This is a genomic window from Streptomyces sp. NBC_01451 (assembly GCF_036227485.1).
In the GTDB taxonomy this organism is placed as follows: Bacteria; Actinomycetota; Actinomycetes; order Streptomycetales; family Streptomycetaceae; genus Streptomyces.
Genome location: NZ_CP109479.1, coordinates 6,914,443 through 6,933,350, shown reverse-complemented (window position 1 = coordinate 6,933,350; position 18,908 = coordinate 6,914,443). Strand labels below are relative to the sequence as shown.

Annotated in this window: 18 protein-coding genes; 12 read left to right on the top strand and 6 right to left on the bottom strand. The window is 69.9% G+C overall.

The genetic code is table 11. The annotated features are described in order from the left end of the window. Positions 1–137 precede the first annotated feature (137 nt). Positions 138–575: a DUF3052 domain-containing protein gene (locus OG595_RS30430; protein WP_006374702.1), complete on the bottom strand. Its 438-nt coding sequence runs from the start codon at positions 573–575 to the stop codon at positions 138–140. Positions 576–1,042: 467 nt separating this feature from the next. On the opposite strand from OG595_RS30430, the gene aceE reads away from it, so the two are divergent. Continuing rightward, positions 1,043–3,775, top strand: coding sequence for a pyruvate dehydrogenase (acetyl-transferring), homodimeric type (gene aceE, locus OG595_RS30425; protein ID WP_329277500.1), 2,733 nt, complete (start codon positions 1,043–1,045; stop codon positions 3,773–3,775). 142 nt (positions 3,776–3,917) lie between these two features. Further along, complete coding sequence (locus OG595_RS30420) at positions 3,918–4,673, top strand: potassium channel family protein (RefSeq protein WP_329277498.1); 756 nt, start codon at positions 3,918–3,920, stop codon at positions 4,671–4,673. 70 nt (positions 4,674–4,743) lie between these two features. Here OG595_RS30420 and OG595_RS30415 read toward each other — a convergent pair whose 3' ends face one another. Both OG595_RS30415 and OG595_RS30410 read right to left on the bottom strand, forming a co-directional pair. Further along, positions 4,744–5,055 (bottom strand): small hydrophobic protein, encoded by a 312-nt coding sequence (locus tag OG595_RS30415; protein ID WP_329277497.1) that lies wholly within the window; start codon positions 5,053–5,055, stop codon positions 4,744–4,746. A gap of 303 nt (positions 5,056–5,358) precedes the next feature. Beyond that, the gene (locus tag OG595_RS30410) at positions 5,359–6,975 is read right to left on the bottom strand and encodes an MFS transporter (RefSeq protein ID WP_329277495.1); all 1,617 of its coding nucleotides are present in this window, start codon (positions 6,973–6,975) and stop codon (positions 5,359–5,361) included. 147 nt (positions 6,976–7,122) lie between these two features. Here OG595_RS30410 and OG595_RS30405 point away from each other — a divergent pair, with 147 nt between their 5' ends. The 3 genes from OG595_RS30405 (at position 7,123) to OG595_RS30395 (ending at position 10,057) form a co-directional block, all read left to right on the top strand. Next, positions 7,123–7,791 carry a TetR family transcriptional regulator gene (locus OG595_RS30405; RefSeq protein ID WP_329277493.1) on the top strand — a complete coding sequence of 223 codons (669 nt, stop codon included), beginning with the start codon at positions 7,123–7,125 and terminating at the stop codon, positions 7,789–7,791. A gap of 112 nt (positions 7,792–7,903) precedes the next feature. Beyond that, complete coding sequence (locus OG595_RS30400) at positions 7,904–9,148, top strand: alpha/beta hydrolase (protein ID WP_329277490.1); 1,245 nt, start codon at positions 7,904–7,906, stop codon at positions 9,146–9,148. Positions 9,149–9,205: 57 nt separating this feature from the next. Next, positions 9,206–10,057, top strand: a complete 852-nt coding sequence (locus OG595_RS30395) for a DUF4429 domain-containing protein (RefSeq protein ID WP_329277488.1) — start codon at positions 9,206–9,208, stop codon at positions 10,055–10,057. A 78-nt stretch (positions 10,058–10,135) separates the two neighbouring features. On the opposite strand, the gene OG595_RS30390 is transcribed toward OG595_RS30395, so the two are convergent. Next, positions 10,136–11,170 (bottom strand): aldo/keto reductase, encoded by a 1,035-nt coding sequence (locus OG595_RS30390; RefSeq protein ID WP_329277486.1) that lies wholly within the window; start codon positions 11,168–11,170, stop codon positions 10,136–10,138. Continuing rightward, on the bottom strand, positions 11,167–11,688 hold the full coding sequence (locus OG595_RS30385) for a MerR family transcriptional regulator (RefSeq protein ID WP_329277484.1): 522 nt from the start codon (positions 11,686–11,688) through the stop codon (positions 11,167–11,169). The genes OG595_RS30390 and OG595_RS30385 overlap by 4 nt, the downstream gene beginning before the upstream one ends. 95 nt (positions 11,689–11,783) lie before the next feature. Here OG595_RS30385 and OG595_RS30380 point away from each other — a divergent pair, with 95 nt between their 5' ends. Both OG595_RS30380 and OG595_RS30375 read left to right on the top strand, forming a co-directional pair. Beyond that, positions 11,784–12,254, top strand: a complete 471-nt coding sequence (locus tag OG595_RS30380) for a GNAT family N-acetyltransferase (RefSeq protein ID WP_329277482.1) — start codon at positions 11,784–11,786, stop codon at positions 12,252–12,254. A 19-nt stretch (positions 12,255–12,273) separates the two neighbouring features. Then, positions 12,274–13,104, top strand: a complete 831-nt coding sequence (locus tag OG595_RS30375; RefSeq protein ID WP_329277480.1) for a serine hydrolase domain-containing protein — start codon at positions 12,274–12,276, stop codon at positions 13,102–13,104. Positions 13,105–13,159: 55 nt separating this feature from the next. On the opposite strand, the gene OG595_RS30370 is transcribed toward OG595_RS30375, so the two are convergent. Further along, positions 13,160–13,813, bottom strand: a complete 654-nt coding sequence (locus OG595_RS30370; protein ID WP_329283350.1) for a pirin family protein — start codon at positions 13,811–13,813, stop codon at positions 13,160–13,162. Between the two features lie 60 nt (positions 13,814–13,873). Here OG595_RS30370 and OG595_RS30365 point away from each other — a divergent pair, with 60 nt between their 5' ends. From OG595_RS30365 to fabF, 5 genes are all read left to right on the top strand, one after another. Then, positions 13,874–15,079, top strand: a complete 1,206-nt coding sequence (locus OG595_RS30365; protein ID WP_329277479.1) for a PucR family transcriptional regulator — start codon at positions 13,874–13,876, stop codon at positions 15,077–15,079. 89 nt (positions 15,080–15,168) lie between these two features. Next, positions 15,169–16,125, top strand: a complete 957-nt coding sequence (locus OG595_RS30360; protein ID WP_329283348.1) for an ACP S-malonyltransferase — start codon at positions 15,169–15,171, stop codon at positions 16,123–16,125. 15 nt (positions 16,126–16,140) lie between these two features. Next, positions 16,141–17,136: a ketoacyl-ACP synthase III gene (locus OG595_RS30355; protein ID WP_329277477.1), complete on the top strand. Its 996-nt coding sequence runs from the start codon at positions 16,141–16,143 to the stop codon at positions 17,134–17,136. A gap of 89 nt (positions 17,137–17,225) precedes the next feature. Beyond that, a complete protein-coding gene (locus OG595_RS30350) occupies positions 17,226–17,474 on the top strand; it encodes an acyl carrier protein (protein ID WP_055525601.1) in 249 nt (82 codons plus the stop codon). A gap of 113 nt (positions 17,475–17,587) precedes the next feature. After that, positions 17,588–18,853, top strand: coding sequence for a beta-ketoacyl-ACP synthase II (fabF, locus tag OG595_RS30345; protein ID WP_329277471.1), 1,266 nt, complete (start codon positions 17,588–17,590; stop codon positions 18,851–18,853). The last annotated feature ends 55 nt before the right edge of the window (positions 18,854–18,908 follow it).

Below are 18,908 nucleotides of genomic sequence, written 5' to 3'. Positions count from 1 at the left end.
GAACACCCTAGTGAGCACCGACCGCAGGGGCAGTGGCAGGCCGCGGTACCTGTGAGGACGTGGCCCGTTCAGGGCCGAAGCGGGGGTCCAGGGGCGGCAACCCCCAGCAGACGGCCCGCTTCGGCCACGGTCACTGCCTACTTCTTCGACTTCGCCGCCTTGGGCGTCGCCAGACGGCTGCCACTCCAGTCCTTGCCCACGCTGACGCTCTTGGTCGCCGACAGACCCGCCGTCGTCGCGGCTTCAGAGATGTCGCTCGGCTCCACGTAGCCTTCACGGCCCGTCTTGGGCGTGAGGAGCAGGATCGCGCCGCCTTCTTCGATGTACGTGGTGGCATCCACCAGCGAATCGGTCAGGTCGCCGTCGTCGTCGCGGAACCAGAGCACCACGGCATCTGCGACGTCGTCGTACTCCTCGTCAACGAGATCGCTGCCGATGACTTCCTCAATGGCCTCGCGGAGCTCCTGGTCGACGTCGTCGTCGTAGCCGATCTCCTGGACCACCTGCTCGGGCTGGAACCCCAGCCTTGCGGCAGGGTTAGTCCGCTCCTCCGCGTGGTCCGCGGTCGCGCTCACGGGTTGCCTCCTGATCATGTTTCGAGAATTGTCCAGCCACGCGCGTGCGCGAAGCATTGGCCGTAGTCCACACGGGCGGGGCGGATCGCGCAAGTACCCAGCCGTCGAGACCGCCGAAACGGTGACGATCCCGGCGGTGTCGCCGCAACTTCAGACAGCGACTCCCGAGAACCAGTGACGCACACCACACCATTCTGCCCGCTTTGCGGTTTTGCTGCTCCCGAGTGACTCCCGAACCTCTCATACATGCGTGCGAGATCCGAATCGCTTTACGGAACACGTCACGGACTGGGCGTATCGTTGCGATTTGGCTGCGGACACCCCGCCCGGCGATCTTCACCGGGACTACTTCTGAGTAGAGGTGACGTACCCGGCCTCGGGGTACACGATGGGGCCAGTGCATTCGCAGCCCCGGGGCGCGCTCGTGGCGTGTCCCGGATCAAGCCCTCCGAGAGCGAAGGAACAGCGTGGCTTCCGGATCAGATCGCAACCCGATCATCATTGGCGGCCTTCCGAGTCAGGTTCCTGACTTCGATCCCGAAGAAACCCAGGAATGGCTCGACTCGCTCGACGCCGCCGTTGACGAGCGCGGCCGGGAGCGGGCGCGCTATCTGATGCTGCGGCTGATCGAGCGGGCCCGCGAGAAGCGCGTGGCCGTGCCCGAGATGCGGAGCACGGACTACGTCAACACGATCGCGACGAAGGACGAGCCCTTCTTCCCCGGCAACGAGGAGATCGAGCGCCGCATCCTCAACGCGACCCGCTGGAACGCGGCCGTGATGGTGTCGCGCGCCCAGCGGCCCGGCATCGGCGTCGGCGGCCACATCGCGACCTTCGCCTCCTCCGCCTCCCTCTACGACGTGGGCTTCAACCACTTCTTCCGGGGCAAGGACGAGGGCGACGGCGGCGACCAGATCTTCTTCCAGGGGCACGCCTCCCCCGGTATCTACGCCCGCGCGTTCCTTCTCGACCGGCTCAGCGAGCAGCAGCTCGACGCGTTCCGCCAGGAGAAGTCGAAGGCGCCGTACGGTCTGTCCTCGTACCCGCACCCGCGGCTGATGCCGGACTTCTGGGAGTTCCCGACCGTCTCGATGGGCCTCGGCCCGCTCGGCGCGATCTTCCAGGCGCGGATGAACCGCTACATGGAGGCGCGCGGTATCGCGGACACCTCCAAGTCGCACGTGTGGGCGTTCCTCGGGGACGGCGAGATGGACGAGCCGGAGTCGCTCGGCCAGCTGTCGATCGCCGCGCGCGAGGGCCTCGACAACCTGACCTTCGTCGTCAACTGCAACCTCCAGCGGCTCGACGGCCCGGTGCGCGGCAACGGCAAGATCATCCAGGAGCTGGAGTCGCAGTTCCGGGGCGCCGGCTGGAACGTCGTCAAGCTGGTGTGGGACCGCAGCTGGGACCCGCTGCTCGCGCAGGACCGGGACGGCGTGCTGGTCAACAAGATGAACACGACCCCGGACGGTCAGTTCCAGACGTACGCCACCGAGACCGGCGAGTACATCCGCGACCACTTCTTCGGGGACGACACCCGGCTGCGCGCGATGGTCGAGAACATGACCGACGACCAGGTCCTGCACCTGGGCCGCGGCGGCCACGACCACAAGAAGATCTTCGCGGCGTTCGCGGCGGCCAAGGCGCACAAGGGCCAGCCGACGGTCATCCTCGCCAAGACCGTCAAGGGCTGGACGCTCGGACCCAACTTCGAGGGCCGCAACGCCACGCACCAGATGAAGAAGCTGACGGCGGCCGACCTCAAGGGCTTCCGCGACCGGCTTCACCTGCCCATCTCCGACAAGGAGCTGGAGGGCGGCGCGCCGCCGTACTTCCACCCGGGCCGGAACTCGGAAGAGATCCAGTACATGCACGACCGCCGCAAGTCGCTCGGCGGTTACGTCCCGACCCGCGTCGTCCGCGCCAAGCCGCTGGCCCTGCCGCCGGAGAAGACGTACGCGAGTGTGAAGAAGGGTTCGGGTCAGCAGTCGATCGCCACGACCATGGCGTTCGTCCGGCTGCTCAAGGACCTCATGCGGGACAAGGAGATCGGCAAGCGTTTCGTGCTGATCGCGCCGGACGAGTACCGCACGTTCGGCATGGACTCGTTCTTCCCGAGCGCGAAGATCTACAACCCGCTCGGCCAGCAGTACGAGTCGGTCGACCGGGAGCTGCTGCTCGCGTACAAGGAGTCCCCGACCGGCCAGATGCTGCACGACGGCATCTCGGAGGCGGGCTGCACCGCCTCGCTGATCGCGGCGGGTTCGGCGTACGCCACGCACGGCGAGCCGCTGATCCCCGTCTACGTCTTCTACTCGATGTTCGGTTTCCAGCGCACCGGCGACCAGTTCTGGCAGATGGCGGACCAGTTGGCGCGCGGTTTCGTGCTGGGCGCGACCGCCGGCCGTACGACTCTGACCGGTGAGGGGCTTCAGCACGCCGACGGCCACTCGCAGCTGCTGGCCTCGACGAACCCGGGCTGTGTGGCGTACGACCCGGCGTACTCGTACGAGATCGCGTACATCGTGCAGGACGGTCTGCGCCGGATGTACGGGCCCGACAGTGAGGACGTCTTCTACTACCTCACCGTCTACAACGAGCCGATCCAGCACCCGGCCGAGCCCGAGAACGTCGACGTCGACGGCATCCTCAAGGGCATCCACCGGGTGGGCCAAGCGACTTCGGGCACCATTCCGGCCCAGGTCATCGCGTCCGGTGTCGCGGTGCCGTGGGCTCTGGAGGCGCAGCGGATCCTCGCCGAGGACTGGGACGTGAAGGCGGACGTCTGGTCGGCGACCTCCTGGAACGAGCTGCGGCGCGAGGCGGTCGCGGTGGAGCAGCACAACCTGCTGCACCCGGAGGAGGAGCAGCGCGTCCCGTACGTGACGCGGAAGCTGAGCGGTGCCGAGGGTCCGTTCGTGGCCGTGTCCGACTGGATGCGCTCGGTTCCCGACCAGATCTCGCGGTGGGTCCCGGGGACGTACCAGTCGCTGGGCGCGGACGGCTTCGGCTTCGCGGACACGCGGGGCGCGGCCCGGCGGTTCTTCCACATCGACGCGCAGTCGATCGTGGTGGGGGTACTGACCGAGCTGGCACGGGAGGGCAAGGTCGACCGTTCGGTGCTGAAGCAGGCGATCGACCGTTACCAGCTGCTCGACGTGACGGCGGCGGACCCGGGCGCCGCGGGCGGAGACGCGTAGCGCTCCGCGTCGCGCTCCGCGGGAAGGCGGTAGTTCGTCTGCGGGGCCGTCGCGGCTGGTCGCGCAGTTCCCCGCGCCCCTGTAAGGCGGTCCCCTTCGAGGGCGCCTTACAGGGGCGTTCCCGACCCCTACGATGCGAGGCATGAAGGAACCATCGGCACAGGCCCGCTGGGAACGGCACACCCAGCGGCCTCTGATGGGGCTCGCGGTCGTGTTCACCGTCGCCTACGCGGTGCCGATCGTGGACAGCCCCGCGAGCCGGTCCGTGTCGGTCGCCTGCACGATCACGGAGTGGATGGTGTGGGGCGCGTTCGCGGTCGACTATCTCGTCCGGATCGCTCTCGCCGACCGGCGCCGGGAGTACGTACGACGGCACTGGCTGGACCTGTTCGCCGTGCTGCTGCCGCTGCTCCAGCCGCTGCGGCTGCTGCGGGTCGTCTCCACGCTGATGCTGGTGGGCCGGCGGGCCCAGATGGCGTCCCAGGTCCGGCTGACGACGTATGTCGGCGGGGCCGTGGTGGGGCTGCTGATGTTCGGTTCGCTGGCCGTGCTGTCGGTGGAACGCGCGTCACCGGAAGGGAACATCCGCACGCTGGATGACGCGCTGTGGTGGTCGTTCACGACGATGACGACAGTGGGGTACGGGGACCACGCGCCGACGACCGGAGTGGGCCGGATGCTCGCGGTCGGGCTGATGCTGTCCGGGATCGCGCTGCTCGGTCTCGTCACCGCGAACATCGCCGCCTGGTTCATCTCCCGGTTCGAGATGGACGACGTGGAGGAGAGGCGCCAGACGGCGGCGATCGCGGCACTGACGGACGAGGTACGGGCGCTGCGGGCGGAGGTCGCGGCTCTGACCGTCACGAGGGAGCGGGTCGGCGAGGACCCTTCCCGTTAGCGGGCCCTCGCCGGCCGGACGGACGGGCAGAAGGACAGACAGAGAGACATACAGAGGGACTGACGGACGGTCAGAAGAAGCCGGTTGTCGGGCCTGTGGCGCTCACCAGCCAGATGACGGCCAGGAGGGTGTCGATCGCACCGAGGACCACGGCCACCAGGGGCGGTATCGGGTGCGGGCCCTTCCAGGTCCGGCCCATCGCCAGCCATCCGCAGATGACGGCCACGGGGCCCAGGACGATGCCGAGGACGAAGAAGCCCGCGACGGCGCAGATGAGCCCGATGATTCCGAGCGTCGCGCCGTCCGGGGTGGTGCGCTGCCGGCTCCTGCCGCGCGCGCCGGGATGCCTGCTGGTGGGGTGCTGCCGTCCGAAGGCCGCCATGTCTCATCAACTCCCTGGAACTTGTCGGTAGTTCGGGGTCGATGAGGCGGGTACCCCCGCCGCGCGGTTCCAGCCGTCCCGCTCTTCGGCGGGCCCGCCGGCGCGCTGTCCCCCTCCGGCAGCGCGCCGCGGCCCGGCCGTCCTCCCGCCACGTACGAACCATGTCGTACAGACCATGTCGTGCGGAGGACTTGACTAACTGTGACCTGCCTCGTGGGCGGAAGGGGAGGAATCTTTAGGGGAGTCACCCTGATAGGGGAACTCCCCCGCCAAGACCGTAGATATATGCGCGATATATGCGCCTCAGATGTGCGCTGCCCCCGCACCCGCCTCCACGTTCTCGCCACGCTTCGTCAGGAGCGCGACCAGGATCGCGGCCACGGCGACGCCCGCCGCCACCAGACAGGCCAGGCTCATGCCGGAGATGAACGTGTCGTGGGCGACCTTGGTGATCTGGGCGACGACCGTCTCCGGCGTCCCCTCGGCCACCGGCGGCACGCCGACCTGGACCGCTTCCGAGGCCTGCGCCTGCTGTTCCGGGGTGAGTTCCGGGAGGCCCGCGGCCGTCCAGTTGCCCGCGAGGTCGTTGTCGACCTTGGAGGCCATGACCGCGCCCAGTACCGCCGTACCGAGGCTGCCGCCGATCTGCATCGCCGCCTGCTGGAGACCGCCGGCGACACCGGAGAGCTCCATCGGGGCGTTGCCGACGATGACCTCCGTCGCACCGACCATGACCGGGGCGAGGCCGAGGCCGAGCAGGGCGAACCAGACCGACATGATGCCGCTGCCGGTGTCCGTCTCCAGCGTGGACATGCCGAACATGGCGATCGCGACGCACGCCATACCGCCCGCGAGCGGGATACGCGGCCCCGTCCTGCTGATCATGGCGCCGGCCAGGGGCGAGCCGACGATCATCATCCCGGTGAGTGGGAGCAGGTGCAGACCCGCGTCGATCGGGCTCATACCGTGCACGTTCTGCAGATAGAAGGTGACGAAGAAGAGGCCGCCCATGAAGGCGATGGCCATCAGGACCATCAGCACCACGCCCGCCGAGAGCGGGACCGACCGGAACAGGCCGAGCGGGATGAGCGGCTCCTTGACCCGCTGCTCCCAGAGGGCGAAGAAGGCGAAGCCGGCCACCGCCAGGACGAGGAACAGCCAGGTCCTGCCGTCGCCCCAGCCCCACGCCGGAGCCTTGATGAGCGCCCACACCAGGCAGAACATCGCGCCGGAGAGCAGGGCGATACCGAGGACGTCGAAGGAGCGCGGGGCGTTCTCGGCGCGGTGGTCGACCAGGATCACCAGGCCGATGACGAGCGCCAGGATGCCCACCGGCACGTTGATGAAGAACACCGACTGCCAGCTGACGTGCTCGACGAGCAGTCCGCCGAGGATCGGGCCGCCCGCGGTGGACGCGCCGATGACCATGCCCCAGATGCCGATGGCCATGTTCAGCTTGTCGGCGGGGAACGTGGCCCGCAGCAGACCGAGCGCGGCCGGCATCAGCAGCGCGCCGAACAGTCCCTGGAACACCCGGAAGGTGACGACCAGGGCGATACTGCTGGACAGGCCGATGGCCGCCGACGCGGTCGCGAAGCCGACGATGCCGATGAGGAAGGTCTGCCGGTGCCCGAACCGGTCACCGAGCTTGCCCGCGGTGATCAGCGTGACCGCGAGCGCGAGGAAGTAGCCGTTGGTGATCCACTGGACGTCGGCGAAACTCGCGCCCAGGTCCTTCTGGATGGCCGGGTTGGCGATGGCCACGATGGTGCCGTCCAGGGCCACCATCATGACCCCGACGGCCACGGATATCAGGGTCAGCCACGGATGGCCGCGCAACCCCTTGGCAGGCGTGTGGTCCGACGGAGCGGCCGGCGTCCCGTCCCCCGGCTCCGTCGTGTCGATGGTCTGACTAGTCATGCGTTCGAGGCTAGTGACAGCCACTGACAATTGACAAACCAGTTCACAAGTCGGTAACTGACACGTCACTCACCGAGAAGAAGCCCGACGAGCGTGAAGCAACGAGAAGTGCGAGAAGCACGAGAAGAAGGGAGAGGCCCGATCGTCATGAGCGCCGCCGAAACCGAGGTGGTCCCGGGCTCCGGACCCGGCCTGCGCGAGCGCAAGAAGCAGCGCACCCGGGACGCGCTGCTGCGCGCCGCCCTCACCCTGTTCACCAGCAACGGGTACGAGAGCACGACCGTCGACGAGATCGCCGAGGCGGTCGAGGTCTCGCAGCGCACCTTCTTCCGCTACTTCGCCGGCAAGGAGGACGCCGCCTTCGCCGTGCACCGCATCGCCGAGGAGCACTTCATCCAGGCGGTACGCGACCGCCCGCCGCACGAGGCCCCGCTGGAGGCGCTGCGCCAGGCCGTGCTGGAGGGCTGGCACACCATTCACGAGGCCGTGGAGTCCGTCGTTCCGGCGGAGTTGCAGATGCGCATCTTCCACCTGGTCGAGTCGACGCCGACACTGCTCGCCGCGCACATGCGCCGCTCCGCGGAGACGGAGGAGGCGGTGGCACGGCTGATCGCCGAGCGCGAGGGCGTCGACGTGGACCGCGACCTCCGGCCGCGGGTCGTGGTGGCCCTGTTCAGCGGGCTGATGCGGCTGGCGGAACGGCGGTGGGGCGCGGGCTCGGACATGAGCGTGGCGGCGATGCGGGAGCTGACCAGCACATATCTCGACGCGATGGGGCCGGCGCTGGCGGGGAACTGGCGCACGGAGCAGCCGTGACACCTCGTATCGGCGTGCGTACGGAGTGACTTGCCCGGCGCCGGTTATCGAAACGTGATCCCCGTCACTCGGTTAACGCGAGACCCTCTCGTTCTCCTAGTGTGTCCTTTCAGTGACTTCCTTCGACACCTCCCCGCAACTGAACGTCTGGCGCGCACTGCTCGCGCTGGCCGTGGTCTTCGTGATGCTCGCGACGACCGGCTGGACCGCGGTCCGCAGTCATCGCACGCCGTCGCCGCTCCAGGCGTCGCTCTCCGCGTGGGAGCACGGACGGATCGGCGGCCACGCGCTGCCCGACCCGGACGAGACCCCCGCCCGGCTGGCCCGGTTCTTCACCTCGCTCACCGACCGCCAGCGCGACCGGCTCGTCCGGCGCTACCCGCTGGCGCTCGGCAACATGAACGGCGCGCCCGTCGTACTGCGCTACCGCGCCAACCGCGTCGCGCTGTACACCGCCCGCGAGACCGAGCGGACGCGCATGCACGACGACCGGCTGTCGGCCGTCGGCCAGTACGCGGCGGGGCGTCGCATGCACCGCTACGAAGCGCTGCTGGAGAACGGCCGCCAGATCCTGGCGTTCGACCCCGAGGGCTCGGGCCGCGTCGCCGAGGTCTTCGGCGACCTCGACAAGGCGCAGCGCGTCTCGGTCGTGGTCCCCGGCGTGGACACCGACCTGCTCACCTTCCAGCGCACCAACCGCAAGTACTCGGCGCCCGTCGGCATGGCCTCGGCGCTGTACCGCGCCGAGTGGGAGACGAGCCCCACGACCCGTACGGCAGTGATCGCCTGGGCCGACTACACCGCGCCCAGCGGGCTCGGCATGGACGCGGCGACGGCGATGCGCGCCAACTCCGGTGCGCTGCGGCTGAACGCGCTGGTGCGCGGGCTGCCCGGCCGGGCACCGGTCGCGCTGTACTGCCACAGCTACGGCTCGGTGGTGTGCGGCGTCGCCGCGCACGCGCTGCCGCGCCGGGTGACCGACATCGCGGTGGCCGGCAGCCCCGGCATGCGGGCCGAGAACTCCGCGGGGCTGCGCACCCACGCCCGGGTGTGGGCGATGCGGGACGCCGACGACTGGATCCAGGACGTGCCGTACCTGGAGGTCGGCGGTCTCGGACACGGCGCCGATCCGGTGTCGGCGGCGTTCGGCGCACGCGTGCTGTCCGCGCGGGGCGCGAAAGGGCACGGCGGCTATTTCGAGCCGGGTACGGAGAGTCTGCACAACTTCGCGGAGATCGGCGTCGGCGCGTATCGCGCCGTGCGGTGCGCTCAGCGGGATCAGAACGATCAGCGGAACCGCAAGGATGACGTGTGTCTGAAGGGTTTGCCCGACGGGGCTATGGCCGGACGCGCGTAGAGGACGCAGAATTCACGGTGTGCCCGGGGAGGGACTATGAAGCTCGCGCCGCATACGATGAGCCGCATGGGTGACGTACTGGCCGGATTTCATGCCGCCTGGGAGTTCGAGTCCGACTCCGTGCTCATCCGCTTCGAACGGGGCATCCGCACGCCGAAGCTGTTCCAGGCGCTCGGCGAACGCCGTATCCCGTTGGAGGCGATCGCGGGGGTGACACTGACCCCGGGCAAGCGCGGAACGGTGATCCTGCGTGCCGAACCCCGCCCGGGCGCCGACCCGTTGATGGAGGCGGCCGACGGCCAGCTCAAGGAGGCCTGCGACCCGTACCGGCTGGTGCTGCCCGCCGAGCGGGAGACGCTCGCCGAGTACTACGCGGACGAGCTGCGGGCCCAGCTGACCCAACAGGGGCCTGCTGAAAGGTTCCTGGTGGATGCGCCCGAGGTGCCGCGGGCGTTCAAGGCGTACGACGCGAAGGCGTCCTTCGACGGGCGCGCCGTGTCCTTCCGGTGGTTCTGGACGGGCGCGTCGTCGGCGAAGTGGAAGGCCGGCGACCAGACGTTTCCGGTCGCCGACCTGATCGGAGTGGAGTGGCGGTCCCCCGAGGTGTTCGAGGGCCATCTGCGGCTGCTGAGGCGTACCGATTCTGTCGCGCCGGTCGACCAGGACCCCGCCTCGGTGGTGTTCGGGCTGGGATACGGGCCTGTGCACGAGTCGTTGCCCTTCGCGGCGGCGGTGCTGGCCGCCGTTCGCTCCGCGGGTGGGGCGGCGGCGGTTCAGCTGAACTCCGGTCGGCGTGATCCCGCGGATGTCGCCGAACGGATCCGGCATCTCGGGGAGTTGCACGAGGCCGGGTTGGTCACCGATGAGGAGTTCTCGGTGAAGAAGGCCGAGTTGTTGGCGGAGTTGTAGCCCGCCCAACGGGGTGGGGAGTTCTGTGGGTTCGCGGGTGCCCGTCCGACGTGGCTTGTCGCGCAGTTCCCCGCGCCCCTAGGGGGTTTCCCTGGCCGCCGATGTGAAGGTCATGTCGGCGTAGCGGGCTCCCGTGACCTGGGCCGCGATGGGTTCCAGCAGGGCCAGATCCTTCTCGCCCAGGACGATGCGGGTCGCCGCCGTGTTCTCCTCCACCCTCGAACGGCTGCGCGTGCCCGGGATCGGCACGACCGGGAGGTCGTGGACGGTCGCCTGCTGCTGGACCCAGGCCAGGGCGATCTGGCCGAGGGAGGCGCCGTGGGCTTCCGCGACCGTCCTGACGGGGGCCAGCAGTGCGGCGTTCGCCGAGGCGTTGGTACCCGTGAAGCGGGGCTGCGTGCGGCGGTAGTCGTCCGCGGTCAGTTCCTGGTCGGCGTCGGTGAACGAGCCGGTCAGGAAGCCCCGGCCGAGCGGGGAGTACGGGACCAGGGTGACGCCCAGTTCGCGGGCCGCCGGGACCACGCCCGCCTCGATGTCCCGGCTGAACAGGGACCACTCCGACTGGAGGGCGGCGATCGGGTGCACGGCCTGGGCCGCGCGCAGCTCCGGGCCCGTGACCTCGCTCAGGCCCAGCTGCTTGACCTTGCCCTCGCGCACCAGCTCGGCCATGACCCCGACCGACTCCTCGATCGGGACGTTCACATCGCGCCGGTGCATGTAGTAGAGGTCGATGACATCGAGGTCGAGGCGCTTGAGGCTGGCCTCGACGGCCTGGCGTATGTAGGGCGCGTCGTTGCGGATGATCCGCCGGGTCGGCTCGCCGGGCGGGATCGCCAGGGCGAACTTCGTCGCGACGACGACCTCGTCGCGGTGGGCCCGGAAGAACGGGGACAGGAATCGTTCGTTCTCCCCGTCGGCGTAGGCGTCGGCCGTGTCGTAGAGGGTCACGCCCAGTTCGAGCGCGCGTTCGAGCGTGGCGCGGGCCTCGCCGGCGTCGGTGGGGCCGTACGCGAAGCTCATGCCCATGCAGCCGAGGCCCTGTACGCCGACCTCGGGGCCGCCGGTGCCCAGCGGGGCCGTGGGGAGCCTGCCGGCGGTGTCGTCGTTCGTCATCGAACCCTCTCCATCTCACGGACGACGCGGACAAGGCCCGCGTCCTGGTCCGCCTCCGCGTAGAAACTGATCTTCCGGTCGAGTACCGCGAGCGTGTCCTGGAGTTCGGCGATCCGGTCCAGGACGGCCCTGCGGGTCGATTCGAGCAGTTCGAACCGCTCGCCGTACGTGTGGTCGCCCTCGCGCACGAGTTCGGCGTAGCGCACCATGTCCGCGACCGGCATACCGGTGAGCCGGAGCTTGCCGACGAGGTCGAGCCAGTCGAGGTCGCGGTTGCTGTAGCGGCGCTGGCCGGTGTGCGAACGGTCGATGTGCGGCATCAGCCCGATGCGCTCGTACCAGCGCAGGGTGTGCGCGGTCAGTCCGGTGAAGAGGACGACCTCGCTGATCGTGTACCGGTCCTGTCCGTCCGGGCGCCGGTCGGGCCGTCTCGGCACCGCACAACTGTCGGCCGCGGCGGGGACCGCGAGGGCTGTCGGGGTGTCCGTGGTGGGGTCTGTGGTCTCCAGCACCGTCATGACCCCCACGCTAAAACCCTGGAGTGCACTCCAAGCAAGCGGATACCGCGATATTGCAGAGACTTGGCCGGTCCGGGCTCATTACCGTACGGATCATGACTCTCGTACGCCGTGCCACACCCGGGGACGCCGCGGAGCTGCTGCGACTGCGCCAGGTGATGATCGACTCGATGCCCGGGGCGAACACCGACGCCGGCTGGCAGTCCGCGTCCCTGCCGACGGTGACCGGCAGGCTGGCCGACCCGGCGGGCGGCTTCGCCGCGTTCGTCGTCGACCATCCGGAGCGGCCCGGTTCACTGGCCGCGCTGGTCGCGGGGACCGTCGAGTACCGGATCGGGCGGGCGGGCAATCCGCACGGGCGGATCGGCTACGTCTTCAGCGTCGCAACCGATCCGGACGCGCGCCGCCGAGGGTACGCGCGGGCCTGCATGGAGGCGCTGGTCGGCTGGTTCCGGGAGCAGGACGTCGGCCAGATCGACCTCACCGCCTCCGCGGACGCGGTCCCGCTGTACGCGTCGCTGGGCTTCGTCCGGCAACCCGACCCCTTCATGCGGCTGCGGTTCTGAGCCTCCTAAGCTCGACGTCATGTCGTCGAAGTCGTTGCAGAGCCTCGCGCTGATCGAGAACTGGCCCGTGCCCACCGCCGCCGCTGCCGTCGTACGGGCGGACGGTGCCGTTCTCGGCGGCCACGGCCCCCTCGACCACCGGTTCCCCCTCGCCTCGGTCACCAAGCCGCTCGCCGCCTACGCGGCCCTTGTCGCGTACGAGGAGGGGGCCGTCGAGCTCGACGAGCCGGCCGGGCCGCCCGGATCGACGGTCCGCCATCTCCTCGCGCACACCTCGGGGCTCGCCTTCGACGAGCACCGGGTGACGGCTCCGCCCGGGGAGCGGCGGCTGTACTCCAACGCCGGGTTCGAGGTGCTGGGGGATCACGTGGCGAAGGCGGCGGAGATGCCGTTCGCGGAGTACGTGCGGCAGGCGGTGCTGGAGCCGCTCGGGATGACGTCGACCGGGGTGGAGGGGTCGCCCGCGAAGGACGGCGTGTCGACCGTCGGGGATCTGCTGCGGTTCGCCGCCGAGGTGCAGGCTCCCCGGCTGCTCGATCCGCGTACGGTCGCGGAGGCGATGACCGTGCAGTACCCGGGGACGAAGGGCGTCCTGCCCGGGTACGGGCACCAGAACCCCAACGACTGGGGGCTCGGGTTCGAGATCCGGGGGGCGAAGTCGCCGCACTGGACGGGGAGTTCGTCGTCGGCCCGGACGTTCGGGCATTTCGGGCAGTCCGGTACGTTCCTGTGGGTCGACCCGGTGGCGGGGGTGGCGTGCGTCGCGCTGACCGACCGGGCGTTCGGGGCGTGGGCGGTGGAGGTGTGGCCGGGGTTCACGGACGCGGTGCTGGCGGAGGTGCGGGGCTGAGGCCGCCCCGAACGGGCCTCGCCCTCAGCCGCCGGACGGGCCGAAACGCCCCAGTTCAGGGCCCCATCTCCCACAGCAGCAGCTCCGCCTGTGTCACCCCTACCGCCTCCACGCCCTCCGCCTCCGTGATCCGTGCCGCGTCGCCCGGGCCCAGCTTTTCCGGGCCCAGGCGCACCTCGCCCCGTACGACATGGACGTACACGTACGCCGCGTCCGGTACCGCCGTGCGCTCCCCCGCCGTCAGCCTGCGTATGTGCAGCATCGCGCCCGCCTCGGGGACGGCGTACGGCGTGGAGTCCGCGATGCCGTGGACCGTCTCGTAGGACGGGGTGCCGCCGGGGGTGAGCGGGGCCAGCCAGGTCTGGACGAAGGTCAGGGGGGTGGCCCCCTCGTTGCGCTCGACGTGGCGCACGCCCGCCGCCGCGCTCAGGCGTTGCACGTCCCCCGGGAGCACCACCGTCTCGTGGCCCGTCGAGTCGCGGTGGGTGAGCGCCCCCTCCGTCACCCACGTCACGATCTCCGTGTGGCTGTGCGGGTGTTCGTCGAAACCGGCGCCGGGCGCGAGGCGTTCCTCGTTGCAGGCGATCATCGCGCCGAAACGGAGGTTGCCGGGGTCGTAGTGCGGGCCGAAGGAGAAGGCGTGCCGGGATTCGATGCCCGCCGCCCGGTCGCCCCCTGGATAGCGCTCGTGCGCGCGCCGTACGTCCATCACCCACCCACCGTAGACCCGAGGCCGCACGCCGCCGTCCGGATAAGGCAGTCTTGTTCCGTGCCCGAACCCGAATCCCACCGCCCCGAGCCCACCGCACGTCCCGAGCACCCGCACCCGGCGACCCTGAGGCGGCTGGAGAAGTCGTCCGGGAGTCTCGCCGCGCAGGCGATCACGCGCATGGACGAGACGCTGTCGTGGTACCGGGCCATGCCCCCGGAGAACCGTTCCTGGATCGGGCTGGTCGCCCAGGCCGGTATCGCCGCCTTCACCGAGTGGTTTCGGCATCCTGATGCCCCACAGGCCATCTCCACCGATGTCTTCGGCACCGCTCCCCGTGAGCTGACCAGGGCGATCACCCTGCGCCAGACCGTCGAGATGGTCCGTACGACCATCGAGGTCATGGAGAGCGCCATCGACGAGGTGGCCGCTCCCGGTGACGAGTCCGTGCTGCGCGAGGCGCTGCTCGTCTACGCACGTGAGATCGCCTTCGCCACCGCACAGGTGTACGCACAGGCCGCCGAGGCACGGGGTGCCTGGGACGCCCGGCTGGAGTCGCTCGTCGTCAACGCCGTGCTCAGCGGTGAGGCCGACGAGGGGGCGGTCTCGCGGGCCGCCGCGCTCGGCTGGAACTCGCCCGAGCACGTCTGCGTGGTGCTGGGGACCGCGCCCGACGGCGACAGTGAACTGACCGTCGAGGCGATCCGGCGGGCCGCCCGGCACGCCAAGCTGCAGGTACTGACGGGTGTGCTGGGCGATCGGCTCGTCGTCATCGCGGGGGGCGACGACAATCCGCTCGCCGTCGCCAAGTCGCTGATCGGCCCCTATGCCGCCGGGCCCGTGGTCGCGGGGCCGATCGTGCCCGATCTGCTCGCCGCCACCCGGTCCGCGCAGGCCGCCGCCGCGGGGCTCAAGGCGTGTTCCGCCTGGCAGGACGCACCGCGTCCGGTGCTGTCGGACGATCTCCTTCCGGAGCGCGCGATCGCCGGTGACCCGGGGGCGCGCGACCAGTTGGTGGAGGAGATCTACAGACCGCTGGAGGAGGCCGGATCCGCGCTCCTTGAGACCCTCGCCGTCTATCTCGAACAGGCGAGCAGTCTGGAGGGTGCGGCGCGCATGTTGTTCGTTCACCCCAACACCGTGCGCTACCGGCTTCGACGTGTGACTGACGTCACCGGTTGGTCACCTTCAGATGTACGATCCGCATTCACACTTCGGATCGCGCTGATCCTGGGGCGCCTGGCCGATGGGGATCACCAGCCCTAGGGTTTTGTCGGGGTCCAACAAAACCCCCTCCTGTTCTTCGTCCCTGTCCCCACGGGCGGCCGTGCCCGTACCCAAGAGAGAGTGTGAGAGTGCTCGTACTCGTCGCTCCCGGCCAAGGCGCTCAGACGCCCGGCTTCCTGACTCCCTGGCTCGAACTGCCCGGTGCCGCCGAGCGCGTCGCCGCGTGGTCCGACGTCATCGGGCTCGACCTCGCCCACTACGGCACCGAGGCCGACGCCGACGCGATCCGCGACACCGCCGTCGCCCAGCCGCTGCTGGTCGCGGCCGGGATACTGTCCGCCTCGGCACTGGGTGCCATGGGCGGTGGCTTCACACCGGGCGCCGTCGCCGGACACAGCGTCGGTGAGATCACCGCCGCCGCCTTCGCGGGCGTGCTCGACGACACGGCCGCCCTGGCCCTCGTACGCACGCGCGGTCTGGCCATGGCCGAGGCCGCCGCCGTCACCAGGACCGGGATGGCGGCGCTCCTCGGCGGTGACCCCGAGGTGACCGTGCCGCACCTGGAGAAGCTGGGGCTGACCCCGGCGAACGTGAACGGCGCCGGGCAGATCGTCGCCGCGGGCACGGTCGAGCAGATCGAGGCACTCGTCGAGGACAGGCCCGAAGGGGTGCGCAAGGTCGTCAAGCTGCAGGTGGCCGGTGCCTTCCACACGCACCACATGGCTCCCGCCGTCGACGCCCTCGCGTCGGCCGCCGCGTCGCTGACGCCCGGCGACCCGGCCGTCACGTACGTCTCGAACAAGGACGGACAGACGGTCGCGGACGGCTCCGAGGTGCTCGCCCGGCTGGTCGGGCAGGTCGCCAACCCGGTGCGCTGGGACCTGTGCATGGAGACGTTCAAGAAGCTGGGCGTGACCGCGTTCGTCGAGGTGTGCCCGGGCGGCACCCTCACCGGTCTCGCCAAGCGCGCGCTGCCCGGTGTGAAGACGCTGGCCCTGAAGACCCCCGCCGACCTCGACGCCGCTCGTGAGCTCATCGCCGAGTCGTTGACCTCGACCTCTGCCGCTGACGCGGCGGGCGCCTGAAAGGAGCCCCGAGCAATGTCGAAGATCAAGCCCAGTAAGGGTGCCCCGTACGCGCGCATCCTGGGGGTGGGCGGGTACCGGCCGGTCCGGGTCGTGCCCAACGAGGTGATCCTGGAGACGATCGACTCGTCCGACGAGTGGATCCGCTCGCGCTCCGGCATCGAGACCCGGCACTGGGCCTCGGACGAGGAGACCGTCGCCGCGATGTCCATCGAGGCGTCCGGCAAGGCGATCGCCGACGCGGGGATCAGCGCCGAGCAGATCGGCGGCGTGGTCGTCGCCACCGTCTCGCACTTCAAGCAGACCCCGGCCGTGGCCACCGAGATCGCCGACCGGCTCGGCACGGCCAAGGCCGCCGCGTTCGACATCTCGGCCGGCTGCGCGGGCTTCGGCTACGGCCTGACCCTGGCCAAGGGGATGATCGTCGACGGGTCGGCGGAGTACGTCCTCGTCATCGGCGTCGAACGGCTGTCCGACCTGACCGACCTGGAGGACCGCGCGACCGCCTTCCTGTTCGGTGACGGCGCGGGCGCGGTCGTCGTGGGCCCCTCCCAGGAACCGCACATCGGTCCGACCGTGTGGGGCTCCGAGGGTGACAAGTCGGACACGATCAAACAGACCGTACCGTGGAACGAGTACGACAGTTCCGGCAAGTTTCCTGCGATCACGCAGGAGGGCCAGGCGGTGTTCCGCTGGGCCGTGTTCGAGATGGCGAAGGTCGCCCAGCAGGCGCTGGACGCGGCCGGGATCACCCCGGACGACCTGGACGTCTTCATTCCCCACCAGGCCAACGAGCGGATCATCGACTCGATGGTGAAGACACTCAAACTGCCGGAGCACGTCACGGTCGCACGCGACGTGCGCACCACCGGCAACACGTCGGCAGCCTCGATCCCGCTCGCGATGGAGCGGCTCCTGGCGACCGGCGAGGCGAAGAGCGGCGACACCGCGCTCGTCATCGGCTTCGGGGCGGGTCTCGTGTACGCCGCGACGGTCGTTACCCTCCCCTAGGCACCCCGCGCCGGATCCGGATCCCCGGAACCGGAACGGGGACAACTGCCAACCCTCTCTGGATAGATACACAAGAAGGAGCGCCTGCCATGGCCGCCACTCAGGAAGAGATCGTCGCCGGTCTCGCCGACATCGTGAACGAGATCGCCGGCATCCCGGTTGAGGACGTCCAGCTGGACAAGTCCTTCACCGACGACCTGGACGTCGACTCGCTGTCCATGGTCGAGGTCGTCGTCGCCGCCGAAGAGCGTTTCGACGTCAAGATCCCCGACGAGGACGTCAAGAACCTCAAGACGGTCGGCGACGCCACCGAGTACATCCTCAAGAACCAGGCCTGACCGCCGGGGCCGGCTCCTCGGCCGGCCCCCTCAGCCCCGCCACCCGGCGGTGGCGCCGTTCTCCCCGCCTGTGCGGGGGTTGTCCTCCCGTATCCGTTGGAGAAGGAATTCCCGTGAGCCCGACCAATCGCACCGTGGTCGTCACCGGTATCGGCGCAACCACACCGTTGGGTGGCGACGCGGCCTCTACCTGGGAGGGTCTGGTCGCCGGCAAGTCCGGTGTCCGTCCCCTGGAGCAGGAGTGGGCGGCCGAGCAGGCCGTCCGGATCGCCGCGCAGATCGCCGTGGAACCGTCCGAGGTCATCCCGCGGCCCCAGGCCCGCCGGCTGGACCGGTCGGCGCAGTTCGCGCTGATCGCCGCCAAGGAGGCGTGGGCCGACGCGGGCTTCACCGACCGCGCCGGCGAGGACCCGGCTGTCGACCCGGACCGGCTCGGCGCGGTCATCGCGTCGGGCATCGGCGGGGTCACGACCCTGCTCGACCAGTACGACGTGATGAAGGAGAAGGGCGTACGCCGCGTCTCCCCGCACACCGTCCCGATGCTGATGCCCAACAGCCCCTCCGCCAACGTGGGTCTGCTCGTCGGTGCCCGCGCCGGCGTGCACACCCCGGTCTCCGCCTGCGCGTCGGGCGCCGAGGCCATCGGCTACGCCATCGAGATGATCCGCACCGGCCGCGCCGACGTCGTCATCGCCGGTGGCACCGAGGCGGCCATCCACCCGCTGCCCATCGCCGCGTTCGGCAACATGATGGCGATGTCCAAGAACAACGAGAACCCGCAGGGCGCGTCCCGCCCCTACGACACGGGCCGCGACGGCTTCGTGATGGGCGAGGGCTCCGGTGTGGTCGTCCTGGAGTCCGCCGAGCACGCCGCCGCACGCGGTGCGCGGGTCTACGCCGAGGCGATCGGCCAGGGCATCTCGGCCGACGGCCACGACATCGTGCAGCCGGAGCCGGAGGGGCGCGGTATCTCGGCGGCCCTGCGGAACCTGCTGGCCAACAACGACCTGGACCCGGCGGAGATCGTGCACGTCAACGCGCACGCGACGTCGACTCCTGCGGGCGATGTGGCCGAACTCAAGGCGCTGCGCAATGTGTTCGGCGCGGACGTCGACCACATGGCCGTGTCCGCGACCAAGTCGATGACCGGGCATCTGCTCGGTGGGGCCGGCGGGGTCGAGACGGTGGCGACGGTGCTCGCGCTGTATCACCGGGTCGCGCCGCCGACGATCAACGTCGAGAACCTCGACCCCGAGGCCGACGCGGACATCGTGCGTGGGGAGGCTCGCAAGTTGCCTGTCGACGGGCGTATCGCCGCGCTCAACGACTCGTTCGGATTCGGCGGGCACAACGTGGTGCTGGCGTTCAGGTCGGTCTGACGGACACCGGCACATACATGAGTACGCGAAGGCCCCCACCGGATTTGGCGGATTC